The sequence below is a fragment of the Actinocrispum wychmicini genome (assembly GCF_004345645.1).
GTDB classification, from domain to species: domain Bacteria; phylum Actinomycetota; class Actinomycetes; order Mycobacteriales; family Pseudonocardiaceae; genus Kibdelosporangium; species Kibdelosporangium wychmicini.
The window spans coordinates 219,252-231,372 of record NZ_SLWS01000001.1 but is presented as its reverse complement, the minus strand read 5'-3'; the positions used below and the strand labels follow the sequence as shown (position 1 = coordinate 231,372).

General features: G+C 67.7%; 15 protein-coding genes. 6 read left to right on the top strand and 9 right to left on the bottom strand.

The window, feature by feature from the left end; genetic code table 11:
* Nucleotides 1-5: 5 nt before the first annotated feature.
* From wzm to EV192_RS01180, 3 genes are all read right to left on the bottom strand, one after another.
* On the bottom strand, nucleotides 6-911 hold the full coding sequence (gene wzm, locus EV192_RS01190) for a galactan export ABC transporter permease subunit Wzm/RfbD (RefSeq protein WP_132110238.1): 906 nt from the start codon (nucleotides 909-911) through the stop codon (nucleotides 6-8).
* Between the two features lie 109 nt (nucleotides 912-1,020).
* Entirely contained in the window at nucleotides 1,021-1,599 is a 579-nt protein-coding gene (locus EV192_RS01185) for a D-alanyl-D-alanine carboxypeptidase family protein (protein ID WP_243726559.1), read from the bottom strand.
* A 232-nt stretch (nucleotides 1,600-1,831) separates the two neighbouring features.
* Nucleotides 1,832-2,392, bottom strand: a complete 561-nt coding sequence (locus tag EV192_RS01180) for a bacterial proteasome activator family protein (protein WP_132112798.1) — start codon at nucleotides 2,390-2,392, stop codon at nucleotides 1,832-1,834.
* 93 nt (nucleotides 2,393-2,485) lie between these two features.
* Here EV192_RS01180 and EV192_RS01175 point away from each other — a divergent pair, with 93 nt between their 5' ends.
* Nucleotides 2,486-3,688, top strand: a complete 1,203-nt coding sequence (locus EV192_RS01175) for a cysteine desulfurase-like protein (protein WP_132110236.1) — start codon at nucleotides 2,486-2,488, stop codon at nucleotides 3,686-3,688.
* On the opposite strand, the gene EV192_RS01170 is transcribed toward EV192_RS01175, so the two are convergent.
* A complete protein-coding gene (locus tag EV192_RS01170) occupies nucleotides 3,678-4,655 on the bottom strand; it encodes an NAD(P)H-quinone oxidoreductase (RefSeq protein ID WP_132110234.1) in 978 nt (325 codons plus the stop codon). The two genes, EV192_RS01175 and EV192_RS01170, sit on opposite strands and share 11 nt — an antisense overlap.
* 54 nt (nucleotides 4,656-4,709) lie before the next feature.
* On the opposite strand from EV192_RS01170, the gene EV192_RS01165 reads away from it, so the two are divergent.
* Nucleotides 4,710-5,345 carry a GNAT family N-acetyltransferase gene (locus tag EV192_RS01165; RefSeq protein WP_132110232.1) on the top strand — a complete coding sequence of 212 codons (636 nt, stop codon included), beginning with the start codon at nucleotides 4,710-4,712 and terminating at the stop codon, nucleotides 5,343-5,345.
* Here the strand turns inward: EV192_RS01165 and EV192_RS56715 are convergent.
* From EV192_RS56715 to EV192_RS53555, 4 genes are all read right to left on the bottom strand, one after another.
* Nucleotides 5,332-5,466, bottom strand: coding sequence for a hypothetical protein (locus EV192_RS56715; RefSeq protein WP_279492618.1), 135 nt, complete (start codon nucleotides 5,464-5,466; stop codon nucleotides 5,332-5,334). The two genes, EV192_RS01165 and EV192_RS56715, sit on opposite strands and share 14 nt — an antisense overlap.
* Nucleotides 5,467-5,646: 180 nt before the next feature.
* Complete coding sequence (locus tag EV192_RS53560) at nucleotides 5,647-5,787, bottom strand: hypothetical protein (protein ID WP_165960145.1); 141 nt, start codon at nucleotides 5,785-5,787, stop codon at nucleotides 5,647-5,649.
* Between the two features lies 1 nt (nucleotide 5,788).
* The gene (ypfJ, locus tag EV192_RS01160; protein ID WP_132110230.1) at nucleotides 5,789-6,700 is read right to left on the bottom strand and encodes a KPN_02809 family neutral zinc metallopeptidase; all 912 of its coding nucleotides are present in this window, start codon (nucleotides 6,698-6,700) and stop codon (nucleotides 5,789-5,791) included.
* A 716-nt stretch (nucleotides 6,701-7,416) separates the two neighbouring features.
* A complete protein-coding gene (locus tag EV192_RS53555; RefSeq protein WP_165960161.1) occupies nucleotides 7,417-7,575 on the bottom strand; it encodes a hypothetical protein in 159 nt (52 codons plus the stop codon).
* Between the two features lie 585 nt (nucleotides 7,576-8,160).
* On the opposite strand from EV192_RS53555, the gene EV192_RS01155 reads away from it, so the two are divergent.
* The 3 genes from EV192_RS01155 to EV192_RS53550 all read left to right on the top strand — a co-directional run bounded on the left by EV192_RS01155 (nucleotide 8,161) and on the right by EV192_RS53550 (nucleotide 9,850).
* Nucleotides 8,161-8,703, top strand: a complete 543-nt coding sequence (locus EV192_RS01155) for a hypothetical protein (RefSeq protein WP_207925854.1) — start codon at nucleotides 8,161-8,163, stop codon at nucleotides 8,701-8,703.
* 619 nt (nucleotides 8,704-9,322) lie between these two features.
* On the top strand, nucleotides 9,323-9,601 hold the full coding sequence (locus EV192_RS01150) for a hypothetical protein (protein WP_132110226.1): 279 nt from the start codon (nucleotides 9,323-9,325) through the stop codon (nucleotides 9,599-9,601).
* Between the two features lie 90 nt (nucleotides 9,602-9,691).
* Nucleotides 9,692-9,850: a hypothetical protein gene (locus EV192_RS53550; RefSeq protein WP_165960144.1), complete on the top strand. Its 159-nt coding sequence runs from the start codon at nucleotides 9,692-9,694 to the stop codon at nucleotides 9,848-9,850.
* Here EV192_RS53550 and EV192_RS01145 read toward each other — a convergent pair.
* Nucleotides 9,825-10,583 (bottom strand): methyltransferase domain-containing protein, encoded by a 759-nt coding sequence (locus EV192_RS01145; protein WP_243726558.1) that lies wholly within the window; start codon nucleotides 10,581-10,583, stop codon nucleotides 9,825-9,827. The two genes, EV192_RS53550 and EV192_RS01145, sit on opposite strands and share 26 nt — an antisense overlap.
* Nucleotides 10,584-11,149: 566 nt before the next feature.
* On the opposite strand from EV192_RS01145, the gene EV192_RS01140 reads away from it, so the two are divergent.
* Nucleotides 11,150-12,004, top strand: a complete 855-nt coding sequence (locus EV192_RS01140; RefSeq protein WP_132110224.1) for an XRE family transcriptional regulator — start codon at nucleotides 11,150-11,152, stop codon at nucleotides 12,002-12,004.
* Nucleotides 12,005-12,121: the final 117 nt, after the last annotated feature.

Sequence of the window (12,121 nt, the reverse complement as noted above, 5' to 3'; positions counted from 1 at the left end):
CTCCGTTACACCCAGTAGGGCACGCGCGCGCGGTAGTTACGCATCGCCACCAAAGCCAGCAGTGAGCCGATGACAGTGATGCCGCCGACGATGGCCCAATGGTGCCAGCTGACCACCATGCCGAGCAGCGGCGCGCGCATCACCTCGACGAAGTGGTACAGCGGGTTGAGCTCGGCGATCAGCACCCGCCAGTGGCCGCCGCCACCGCCGAAGGCGCCGCCGCCGGTCAGCAGGTCGGTGGACCACACGATCGGCGTACCGAAGAACACCAGCTGGATCAGCGCGTTGATCACCGGCGGGATGTCCCGGTAGCGGGTGGCGATGATGCCGAACAGCAGGGTGACCCACACGCCGTTGACCGCGATCAGCAGGAACCCGGGGACCGCCAGCAGGACCGTCCAACTCAGGCCCGGTTGCTGGGTGCCGCCGTCGCTGATCGTGTACCCCGCCGCGGTCAGGTTCGTGAAGAAGATCGCGACGACGACCACGTAGACCATCAGGTTGTGCGCCATCATCAGCGTCTGCCGCCACACCGTGCGCAACGCGTACACCGTCAGCGGCGCGGGCAGGTGCTTGATCAGTCCTTCGTTCGAGATGAACGTGTCGGTGCCCTCGATGACGCATCCGACGATGAAGTTCCAGACAATGAAGCCGACCGTGATATACGGGAGAAATGTCCCGATCGTCGTCTTGAAGAGCTGCGAGTACAGCAGCCCGAGTCCGATGGCGGTCACCGCCATGCTCAGCGTGATCCACAGGGGTCCGATCACCGAACGGCGATAACGCTGCTTGATGTCCTGCCAGCCGAGGTGACCCCACAGGTCCACGGCCCGGACACCGCGTCGGACATCGTCCCATGCCCGCCCGAAGGTGCGGCTGGGATTGTCGAGCGGGGCTTCCCCCGTCGTCATCGGTCGGTCGATCGTGCTCGTCGCTTGCACAGTCGATGAGAGTACCGGCGGCCGGTTGACCCCTTGGTGACCGGTCGTGTGCTGAGCATGAGCAGGAATGATAGGTCGCTCACGCATGCGGTAGCAGCGTCGGGCAGCCCTTGGCGTAGTCCGGGCTGTATTCGAAATGCCATGGCTCGTTCTCGTAACGACGGCACCAGCCGTACTTGCCGGCGCTCCGCTCCACCCACCCGGCCGCGGACAGCGGCTGGATGTCCACGGCGACGCCCTTGACGTGGTTGGACTCCTCCGGCGGCAAGGCGTAGTTGCGGGCCAGCTCCCGGCTGCCGAACCGTTTCACGTAGTCGTCGAACTGGGCCTGCTGCTGGCGGGAGCTGCGTTTGCCGTCCTGCAGGCACATCGTGACCTTCTCGGCCGTCGCCTTCGCCCGCAGGCTGGTGTACGCCGCCAGCACGTCGTCGCGCAGCCCGGTCGGCTGCTCGTCGACGTACCGCTTGTCCACCGGGCACTGCGCCCCGGTGTCTGGGCCGACCACACCCTCGATCTGGAAGGTCGCCTGGCCGGCCACCGGCTCGTAGCCGATGACCCTGCTCAGCCACAGGCCGGCCACACCGCCCCCGAGCACCACGACAACCCCGGCAACCAGCGCTATTCGGATCCATCCCCGCACAACAGGCAGACGTCTCACCAGGGGTGAAGGTTGTCAGCGCTACAAATACTGCCCGGTCTCACGGCCGTGGCCACCTTCCTGCTGGCCGCTGTGTTCGATTGTCCTCGCTCCGCTCGGACGGACTTGGTCGCCCAAGCCGGTCGTTTCCACCCCGCCCCACGCGACCGACATCTCCGCTCGGGGCTGGTCGTCGCTGTGCTCGGGGCGATGTCGGGCGTGTTGCGTGGCGCAAACGACCGGCGCGACCAAGTCACAAATACTGCCCGGTCTCACGGCCGTGACCGGCCTCCTGCTGGCCGCCGAGGCCGGGTGGGAGGGCGCCGCGGCGGATCTGCTCGAGCTGGACACGTGCGGACATCTGCTGGGCGAACAGCGCGGTCTGGATGCCCGCGAACAGGCCCTCCAGCCAGCCGACCAGCTGGGCCTGGGCGACCCGCAGCTCGGCGTCGGACGGCACCGAGTCCGCGGTGAACGGCAGGGTCAGCCGGTCCAGCTCCTCGCGCAGCTCGGGCGCGAGACCCTCCTGCAGCTCCTTGATCGAGGACTGGTGGATCTCCCGCAGCCGGGTTCGGCTGGCGTCGTCCAACGGCGCCTGGCGGACCTCCTCGAGCAGCTGCTTGATCATGGTGCCGATCCGCATCACCTTGGCGGGCTGCTCCACCATGTCGCCGATCTGCTCGCCGGGCCGGTCGTCGCCGTCCGGGATCCTGGCCGCGCCCAGCGGCTGGCCGTCCGGTCCGACCACCACCACATGGTGGGTGTTGTCGTCAGCCTGGGCGCCGTTGGTGGCGTGGTCGTTCATATGTCCCATCCCGCTCGGATTCGTCGCCAGCACGTTCCCCCACAAGTCCACATACCCGAGGGTACTGGTCACCGCACTTGGCCGGCTCCGTACGGTGTGGCCATGGCGTTCGACGTCGCTCGGATTCGTGGGCTGTTCCCCGCGTTGGGTGACGGCTGGATTCATTTGGACGCGTCAGCCGGCATGCAGGTGCCCGAACAGGTCGCCACGGCGGTCGCCACGGCCATGCGCGCGCCGGTGTCCGGGCCCGGTGGTGCCTTCCCGGCGTCGCAGCGGGCCGAGGCCATCGTGGAGGCGGCCCGGCGGGCCGTGGCCGACCTCGTCGGCGGAGAGCCGGCCGGCGTGGTGCTCGGCCCGAACGTGCCCGTCCTGCTGCAGCGGCTGGCCGAGGCGCTGGGCAGCGAGTGGCTGATCGGTGACGAGGTCGCGGTGTCCCGGCTGGACCACCAGGCCAACATCGCGCCATGGCTGCGCGCGGCCCAACGGCCGGGGGCGGCGATCCGCTGGGGCGAGATCGACATCGAGACCTGTGAGCTGCCGGCGTGGCAGTACGACAGCCTGATGTCCCGGCGCACCAAGGTGGTCGCGGTCACAGCTGCCTCCGGCGCGGTCGGCACCCGGCCGGACGTGCCGAAGATCGCGGAGATCGCGCACAAGACGGGCGCGCTGATGGTGGTCGACGCGTCCTACGCGGCCCCGTTCATGCCCATGGACATGCGTGCCCTTGGCGCGGACATCATCGCCGTGTCGGCGTCCGCGTGGGGCGGGCCGGCGGTCGGCGCGCTCGTGTTCGCCGACCCGGACCTGCTCGACCGGCTGCCCGCGTCCGCGCTGGACCCGGGGACACGCGGACCGGAACGCCTGGAATTAGGGCCGCACGCGTACCCGATGCTGGCCGGCCTGGTGGCGTCCGTGGACTACCTGGGTTCGCTGGACGACGCCGCGTCCGGCACCCGGCGGGAGCGCCTGGAGACGTCGTTGTCGTCGGCCAAGTCGTACCAGGCGGGGCTGCTGGCCAAGCTGATCTCGGAGCTGCGGGCGATCCGGAACGTGATGGTGATCGGCGACGCGATGCGCCGGATCCCGGTGCTGGCGTTCACCATCGCGGACGTGAAGGCGGCGGACGCGATCGTGGCACTGGCCGAGCGGGGCATCTGCGCGTTCGCCGACGACGTGCCCAGCGGTGTCTTCGCCGCGCTCGGCGTGAGCGAGGTGGGCGGCGCGGTCCGCGTCGGGCTGGCCCACTACACCACTTCGGGCGAGGTGGACCAGCTCGTCGACGCGGTGGCCGACATCAGGACGTGAGGACGATCTTGCCGAAGACCTCGCCGCCGCTTTCCAGCGCGCGGTGGGCGTCGGCGGCGGCACTCATCGGCATGACGGTGTGCACGATCGGTTTGACCTCGCCCTTGGCGAACATCGGCCACAGGCCGGCGCGGACGGCCGCGACCACGTCCGCCTTGCTCGCCCGTCCTTCGACCGGCCGGAACCGCAGGCTCAGCGCGGTGAGGCTGCCGCGCTTGAACAGCAACTTGCCCATGTCCATCTCGGCCTTGCGGCCACCTTGGAACCCGATCACCAGCAGATGGCCGTCCATGGCGAGGGCGTTGAGGTTTCGGTCCAAATAGGACGCTCCCATGTTGTCGAGGATGACGTCCGCGCCGCGGCTTCCCAGTACCTCGACGAAATCCTGGTCCCGGTAGTTGATCGTGACGTCCGCGCCCAGTTCGGCGCAGCGGTCGAGCCGGTCCCGCGAGCCCGCGGTCACCGCGACGGTCGCGCCGAGTGCCTTGCCGACCTGGATGGCGTGGGTGCCGATGCCGCCGGCGCCGCCGTGCACCAGCAGAACCTGGCCCGCTTCGAGGCGGCCGTGCATCACCACGTTCGACCACACCGTGCACGCCACCTCGGGGATCGACGCGGCGGCGACCAGGTCGACCCCGTCAGGCAACGGCAGGACCTGCACCGCGGGCACAACGACCCGCTGGCCGTATCCGCCGCCGGCGAGCAGCGCGCAGACCTCGGCGCCGACCTGCCAGCCGGTGACGCCTTCGCCGAGTTTCGCGATCGTGCCGGAGCACTCCAGGCCGATGATGTCCGACGCACCCGGCGGCGGCGGGTAGAAACCCTGACGCTGCAACAGGTCTGCCCGGTTCACCGCGCTCGCGGCGACGTCGATCAGCACCTCGCCCGGCCCCGGCTCGGGGTCCGGCACCTCGGTCCATTCCAGTACTTCAGGTCCACCCGGCTCCCGGGCCACGATCGCATACACGTCGCTCAAGGTAATCCGGTCGCGTCGCGTGCGCGGACCGGGGACCATCTCGACATGGCGGATCCCTGGCCACTGCGACACCTGGTCCTGCGCACCCCGCGCCTCGAACTGCGTCCGGACGACGACCCGGGCCTGTTCGAACTCGTGGCGGAGGCGCGACTCGGCGTGCACCCACCGGACTACATGCCGTTCACCGTGCCCTGGACCGACAACCCGGAACACGAATGGCTGCAATACCACTGGTCCGCCCGGGCCGGGGTCAAGCCAGCGAACTGGCGGATCAACTTCCTGGTCCGCCTGGACGGGCGCGTGATCGGCACGCAAGGCGCGGAGGCCACCGACTTCGCAGTGACGCGTGAGGTGACGACCGGGTCCTGGCTGGGCGCGCGGCACCAAGGCAAGGGCTACGGCACGGAGATGCGCGCGGCGGTCGCGATGTTCGCCTTCGACCACCTGGGCGCGACCCGGCTGATGTCGGACGCCTTCGAGGACAACGCGGCGTCGAACGCGGTGAGCCGCAAGCTCGGTTACGTACCCGACGGCACGATGACGTTGGCACGCCGGGGAAAGGCCGCGACGTCGGTGCGACTCGCGCTCACCGCGTCCCGGTTCGCCGCGTTCCGTCCTTCGTGGACGGTCGAGGTGCGCGGGCTGGACGACAGCCTGCCGCTGCTGGTCAGCGCGCCGTGAACATCCAGGCGAGGGTGTCCTCAAGCGGAATCGGCGGCTCGTCGCCCAGCGTGGCGACGAGCCGGTCCCGGCTGCCGACCAGCCGGATCACCTCGTTCGCCCGCACGAACGCCGGGTTCACCCGGACCTCGATCCGGTAGCCGGCGGTAGTACCGGGCCACCGACCGGACGTCGCCGAAGTCCCGCCACACCCCGGTGTTGCCCAGTTCGATCTCGCGTTCGCCGCGCCGGAAGTGGTCGACCACCTTGGGGATGTAGAACCGGGCCCCTGGCCGTACGATCCGCATCGCCTCAAGCAGGTTCAGCGCCCCACCCCGGCGATCCGCCAGAAGTTGACCGAACTGGTGCGGCGGTACGCGCCGTCTTGACCGGAGATACCGGTGATCAGTGCGGTGGGCATGGGCTCCTCGGCCCGGCTGCGGTCGCCGGGCCGAGGCAGCATGCTAACCGAGGTTGTTGGTGCCGAAAGTGTCGCAGTTCGCGGGGTTGCCGGACTTGATGCCGGTGGTGAACCACCTCTCCCGCTGCGCGGAACTGCCGTGCGTGAACTTGGACGTGTCGACCTGGCCGTTGCCGAGTTTGGTCTGGATGAAGTCGTCGCCGATCCGGGCCGCGGTGTCCAGGGCGCGTTTGATGTCGTCGTCGGTGATGTTCTTGATCAGCGGCTGGCCGTTCGCGGTCGGTGTGGTGGTCGCTTGTTTGGCCCACACCCCGGCGTAGCAGTCGGCCTGCAGCTCCAGCCGGACCGAGTCGGACGTCGGACCGGAGCGCGACTTCACCTTGCCTGACGTGCCGAGCAGGTTCTGCACGTGGTGGCCGTACTCGTGGGCCAGGACGTACGCCTCGACGAACGGCCCACCCTGCGCGCCGAACCGGGACCGCAACTCGTTGAAGAACGAAAGGTCCACATACACCTGGGAGTCGGCGGGACAGTAGAACGGGCCGGTGTCGGAGGTCGCGCCGCCGCAGCCGGTGCTGACCCGGCCGTTGAAGAAGTTCGTCGGCGCGGTCCGGTAGGTCTTGCCGGACCGGGCGAACTGGTCCTGCCAGTAACCCTGGATCGAGTTGATCGTGGCGACCAGCGCACAGTCGTGGTTGGTGTTGGCGTCCCGCCCGGTCTTGCACTGCTGGGCGATCTTCGAGTTGTCCACCCGCTGCCCGGACCCCACCGCGCCGAGCCCGGACGCCGGACTCCCGTGCGTACCCCCCAACTGGGACATCACGAAGTAGATGATCAGTCCGACGACGCCGAGCCCGCCACCACCGAGCAACACCCGGGGCCCGATGCCGCCGCCGCCCGACCGCAAGTCCTGCACCTGGGACGTGTCGAGCCCCACGTCGTCGTTGAATTCCACGTCGCCTCCGGGGGTGTGTGGGGCCCAACGATACAAAGCCCAACAAGACAAAGCCCGGACGCGCCCGCAGGCGCGCCCGGGTTTCGGATGGACTTGTCAGTGGCCGCACACGCCCAGGCCCGACCGGCGCGGAGTCCCAACCGAGGACTCGATCGGCGTCCAGGTGCGATGCACTGATGGGAACGGACCACGCCGCCCACAGCCACGGCTGGGTCGATGCTGTCGTCTCAGCCGCGGGGACGCGGCAGGCGCGCGACCACCTGCGTTGACAGCTTCGCCACGGCATCACCTGACCCTTTCCGGCTGGTCCCTGGCTCCGACGCGGGTCGAAGGACCACCCTTCCCCTGAGCATGCCCCTTTGTGTCCCAAGTCACAAGTGACCTGAATTGGTGAAGTTTCGGTCACTGTCCGGAAACGTAACGCCCCGTACTCAAAGTGACCGGCCGACCACACTCCGCACGGCCGCCACCCGACGACCGAGGGTGGACCGACAAACTTCGGGGGGTTGGGGCCTCCCTCAAACATTATGGCGAGCGACCGGGTCCGCGCCTTCTGCGGACACAATCACCCAAAGCGAGGCGGCGGGATTCGAACCCCGGACGAGCAAAATCACTCAAACCCGGTCGTGCCCACCGCCCGGCGACAAAAAACCGTGCGCCGCTCCTGGCTGACGGATGATCATCACATGGACGATGTCCTGTTGGAAATCCCTACCTTACAGCGGACATGCGACGAAGAAGTAGCCGCCCTCGCGTTGCACGAGTTCGCGGGCGCAATCGAGTATGTGCGCTGCGCCTGAGCCAGGCCGGCGAGTATCCACGAGCCCACGCGGATGGGCGTCGACCCCGACCACGGTGTCGCGGAATCCAGTCATGACCGTCTCATTGAAGCCACGCGGACCAGCCGCTGGACAAGTCTGGCCGGGATGGCCAAACCCGCGCCCCGCGCCCACCGTGCCCCGGAATCCCAGTACTGGCAAGCAGACCAGACCCGGCCCCGGCGATCACGGCCTCGGCTCCGATGAGCGCGCTCCGCATTGGCCCGGTATATCCACAAGATGCATCCTGACCTGCGCGAAAGTGGACTTGGAACGATTTCGGGTGCCTGATGCGCGTTCATCGACCACTGGGGATCGGCAATTTCCGCCCAGCCGGACGCCGGATGCTCCGAAGGGCGTGGCGCCGAACGTCGCGACAACGAAGACTGCCCTGAACAACAGGCACTTCTCTGGCTCTCGACGAGATGTCAGTTAGGCCGCCGCCAACTTCTGGGTCGGCGAACGTGGCTCGCGCACATTCACCGGAAAGCGGGAAACGCGGCGGGATCGATCACCCGATAGTGTTATTCGAGCCGTTGACTAATGCCGAGCTGTTGTATGGTCCTGCGTGCAGCGGGCCCAAACGCCACTGGGGGCGAAGTAGACCATCAGCCAGATTTCCGGGCCCGCAAGTCGAAAGGAATGAGTAACTTGAAGCTGTTCAAGAAGGCCGTCGTCGTAGCTGCTCTCGCCGCCGCCGGTTTCGCAGGGGTCGCGGGTACCGCCTTCGCCGGCGAGCGTCCGGACCACGGCCACGGCCGCAGCACTGACGGCAACATCAACCAGACGGGCGTCGTTCCGGTACACGCCCTGAACAACGTGAACGTCTCGCCGAACTTCGGCTGCCTGGCGAACCGTCCGCTCGAGGACCTGAACGCGCAGAGCCTGGTCGGCCTGGTGCCGGTGGCCGTGGACGTCGACGAGGCGCTCAAGCAGCCGCACATCAACGTTCTGAGCAACGGCAACGTGTCCACCAACGTGAACGACGACTCCTGCACCTCGAACCAGGGCTCCTCGCAGGCCGGCTCCAACACCCACGGCGCCAAGGGTGCGGGCGACAACGTGAACGTGCACAAGGTCGGCGACTCGGCCGGTTCGCACAACGCCAGCGGCAACGGCGCCGGTGGCCTGATCGGCTCGACCGGCGTCCTGGGCAACGGCCTGGGCCTGGGCAAGACCAAGTAGTCATCGCCCACCACAGGTGAGCCGATCCGGACAACGCGGTCCGGCTTCGTAATCACCGCGATTGCCCGCCTGCCACGCGGGCGGCGATCTTTCTCCCTTTGTCGAAGTCCATGCGACAACGCGTACCGGAAACTGTCGGGGCGACATCCGGTCGGGTCGAGCGTGGCACGGAGAGCTGTGCCGGTCGGATCCCGGGAATTGATCACCCGGCCGGCACAGCCTCCACATAGGGTTTCCGGCTCGACGAGAGATCACCTGGCAGGGCCCCTGCGGCGTGGTGGATGAACCAGCCCGAACCGTCCTGAATGAGACCCATGCCGTCCATTGTGGATCTGTGGGTGGGGTGGTCGGGCGGATATGCGTGGCACTGACAACTTGCGCGTCGTCTTGTGCTCTTGTCCGAGCGGAATGAGTAGAAACGCGGATGCCGGCGCGGCGGTGGGCTGGCCAGGATTCCCCCGTGACTGATGATGACGTGGTGAATGCTGAGCGGTCAGGAGCGCCTGGCCGCCGTCCCTCGGACAGCCGTCGCATGCCGAGACCCGCCCGTGCCGATGCTGACTTCGTGGGCGGCTTCAATGCCGATATACCTGCGAAGCGCCTCGCACCAGGGGCCTGGTTGTCGGTCGGCCTCATGTTGGCCAGCGCCCTGCCGTCGCTGCTCCTCCTGGGGCTCTACTCCGTCGCCGCGTCCCACGGCGGGCGCACGAGCCTCAGCACGCTCGACTGGATACTGGGGTGGCTGCCGTTGCTAGCCGTGGGGGTCGGCGTCCTGCTCACAGTGGTCGGCGGCAGCCTCGCTGCCCGCCGGGGCACACCCCCCTCGCCCTGGATTGTCAGCTCCTGGGCCGTGTTCCTGCTGTCTGTCGTGCCCGCCATGCTCGTCGTGCTGGGCTGAACACCGGGGCCCGGACGCCTTGGCCTGCCGAATCTCAATCAGCCTGTCGAGCTTGCCGTCCATCTCATCGAGCCGGTTGCCCTGCCGGGCTTGTGTCGCCTGGATCGTGGTCTGCGTGGCCTCACCAGAAAGGGCCAGCCGCTGACCGCGGTGGGCAAGGTGCAACGCATCGACAGCCTGCGCGGGTTCTTCTGTGACCTGATCGACTGGGAGTGGATCGCACTCAGGTTCGACGAACCACCGCCATGAACAGCACGCTTGTCGCGAGGAAAGGACCGGCCGACAGTTCGGCCAGCCACCGCTCGCCCGCCGCACGGTCCAACTGACCCGCTCGGATGGCACGTTCGGCGTTGCGACTCAGACCGAGGATCTTGTCGGCAAGGGTGAAGTCGCGAAACACCGGCGCAGCCGTGACCACATCGCACACCTCCAGTTGCGCGTGGTGGGCCAAGCGCGCCAGCTGCCGACCCACGGTGGCGTTGCGCACCATGGTGGAGCACACGAAGCGGTTGAACGCCCGATTCGTCTCGACATCGCCCGGATCGATCACCAGGCTGTCCCAGTCAGGCTCCGCCACGCATGCCAGACCGCCAGGACGCAGCACCCGCCGGAACTCAGCGAACACACCGGCCGGATCGGCGACGTGCTGGACCATCCGATCGGCGCGGGCACGGTCCACGCTGGCATCGGGCACCGGCAACGCGTGAGCATCGCCGCGACGCACCTCGACCCACGGCTTGTCCGCCAGCCGGCGGCTGGCCTCCTCGACCATCGCCGGTTCGACATCCACGCCGATCACCGACCCCGACGCCGTCACGGCCTCCGCCATGTCCGCCAGATCGGTTCCCGGACCGCACCCCACGTCCAGCACCGTCTGCCCAGGCCGCAGATCCAGCGCCGCGAGCACCTGCTGCTTGTAATCCCGCCCGGCGCTCGATCCCGCCACCTGACCGTAATAGGTGACTTTGTCCGGCCGCGGCACCCCAAACGTGTCAGCCATCAGCCCAGTCAAGCACACCAGGCGCCTCACCTATGGCAGCACCAGCAGCCGCCGACCCCAACCCTGACAGCCTCCGTTGGCACCCTGTCAGACCGTCATCGCTCAGCCATCGTTACAGGATATTCGCCATAACTTGTCCGCGAACCTACCAGGGTCCGGGGTGGCTTGAGGACCAGCGAGCCTACGTGCTGTTATCGCTGGTCAGTGGCAGTGATGCCGTGAGGCATGGGGTTGCTGCCGTAAACTTCGCCGCGAACCTCTTCGCGGAGAAAGCCCCGGCGATCACCGGGGGCATGCGAAGGGTCCAGCCTCCGCGACGATGGGCAGGCCCACGATGGACATCGAAGACGCGCAGCTTGGTCCACGAAGCGGCTGTCCTGCGGGTGTCTCCGACTGATCTTGACGGACGGCATCGTGTTCCTGTCGCGCCCACCAGCACCGCTGCGCACGCGGCACTTGACGGACTGGACGCACTTCTCACCGAGTGGTGGCCGGGTGAGGTTCCCGACGACTACCCGGCGCGGTCTTGGGAGCTGGTGTCTCAGGACATGGAGCTGCTGGTCACGACGCTTCGCCCCCAGGCCGACTTCGTTCAGCAGGGGGTCATCCTGCCCGGCCTGCTGCATGACCTGCTGATCTATGCGGCGGACGACGCACACCGACGCGACTCGTTGATCGGCCTGATCACGGTCTACCAATCCGCCGGCAACATGGCGGCATGGCTTGGCGCCAGGCATCTAGGACTGGTTGCCGCAGAACGGATTCAGGCTGCGGCTGAAGCCCTGGACGACCCTGAATGGCTGGGATTGGCCGCCTGGGCACGGGCACGGTTCATGTCGTCGCTGTCTCGGCCACGTCAGTATCAGCTCGCGGTGGCGGCGGCGGACGCGTCTGGGGCGCGCTTGGAAAGCCGGGGCATGGGGCACCTCACAGCTTCGCTCGCTGCCGCAGGTCAAGGCGACGCTGCCACAGCTGAAACCCACCTGTCTGAAGCTGAGGGCATGGCCGAACGACTCGGTATGTCTGTTAGCCCATGGGGTTCGGCCATGCTCAACTTCGGCCGTGCCAACGTGGCCATCTGGCGGATCAGCATCGGGGTCGAACTTGGCCACGTCGGCAGGGCAGCCGCGGCTGCCAAGGGCGTTGACTGGCAGGTGTTGCCGACGTCTAGGCAGGGCGCCTATCGGATGGACTTGGGGCGTGCGCTGATTCAGGACAAGCGAACTCGGCATCAAGGCGTGCAAGCCATCCTCAAGGCGGAGAAGCTGACGCCGCAGCAGGTGAGGTCTAACCCGTTCGTGCGGGACGCGGTGGCGGGCATGCTGGTGTCGGCTCGTCGGAACGCAGGTGGACGGGACGTGCGTCGCCTGGCGTATCAGATTGGCGTTGCCCCAACCAGGTGATACTGCCCCGGTTTTCACAATTTGTGAAAACCGGGTTCATGATCAGACTTAGCGTCGTCGCTTCAGCTGCGGGCACAGCGGTTCTGCTTCCCGACCTCCCATGCCGCCCGGTAGATG

Coding starts and splice junctions, on each gene's coding strand:
- EV192_RS53560 (WP_165960145.1), bottom strand. CDS start 5,787: ATGCTGCCTCGGCCCGGCGACCGCAGCCGGGCCGAGGAGCCCATGCCC.
- EV192_RS01165 (WP_132110232.1), top strand. CDS start 4,710: ATGGCGGATCCCTGGCCACTGCGACACCTGGTCCTGCGCACCCCGCGC.
- EV192_RS01175 (WP_132110236.1), top strand. CDS start 2,486: ATGGCGTTCGACGTCGCTCGGATTCGTGGGCTGTTCCCCGCGTTGGGT.
- EV192_RS01140 (WP_132110224.1), top strand. CDS start 11,150: ATGGAGCTGCTGGTCACGACGCTTCGCCCCCAGGCCGACTTCGTTCAG.
- EV192_RS01180 (WP_132112798.1), bottom strand. CDS start 2,392: ATGGGACATATGAACGACCACGCCACCAACGGCGCCCAGGCTGACGAC.
- wzm (WP_132110238.1), bottom strand. CDS start 911: ATGACGACGGGGGAAGCCCCGCTCGACAATCCCAGCCGCACCTTCGGG.
- EV192_RS01155 (WP_207925854.1), top strand. CDS start 8,161: ATGAGTAACTTGAAGCTGTTCAAGAAGGCCGTCGTCGTAGCTGCTCTC.
- EV192_RS53555 (WP_165960161.1), bottom strand. CDS start 7,575: ATGACTGGATTCCGCGACACCGTGGTCGGGGTCGACGCCCATCCGCGT.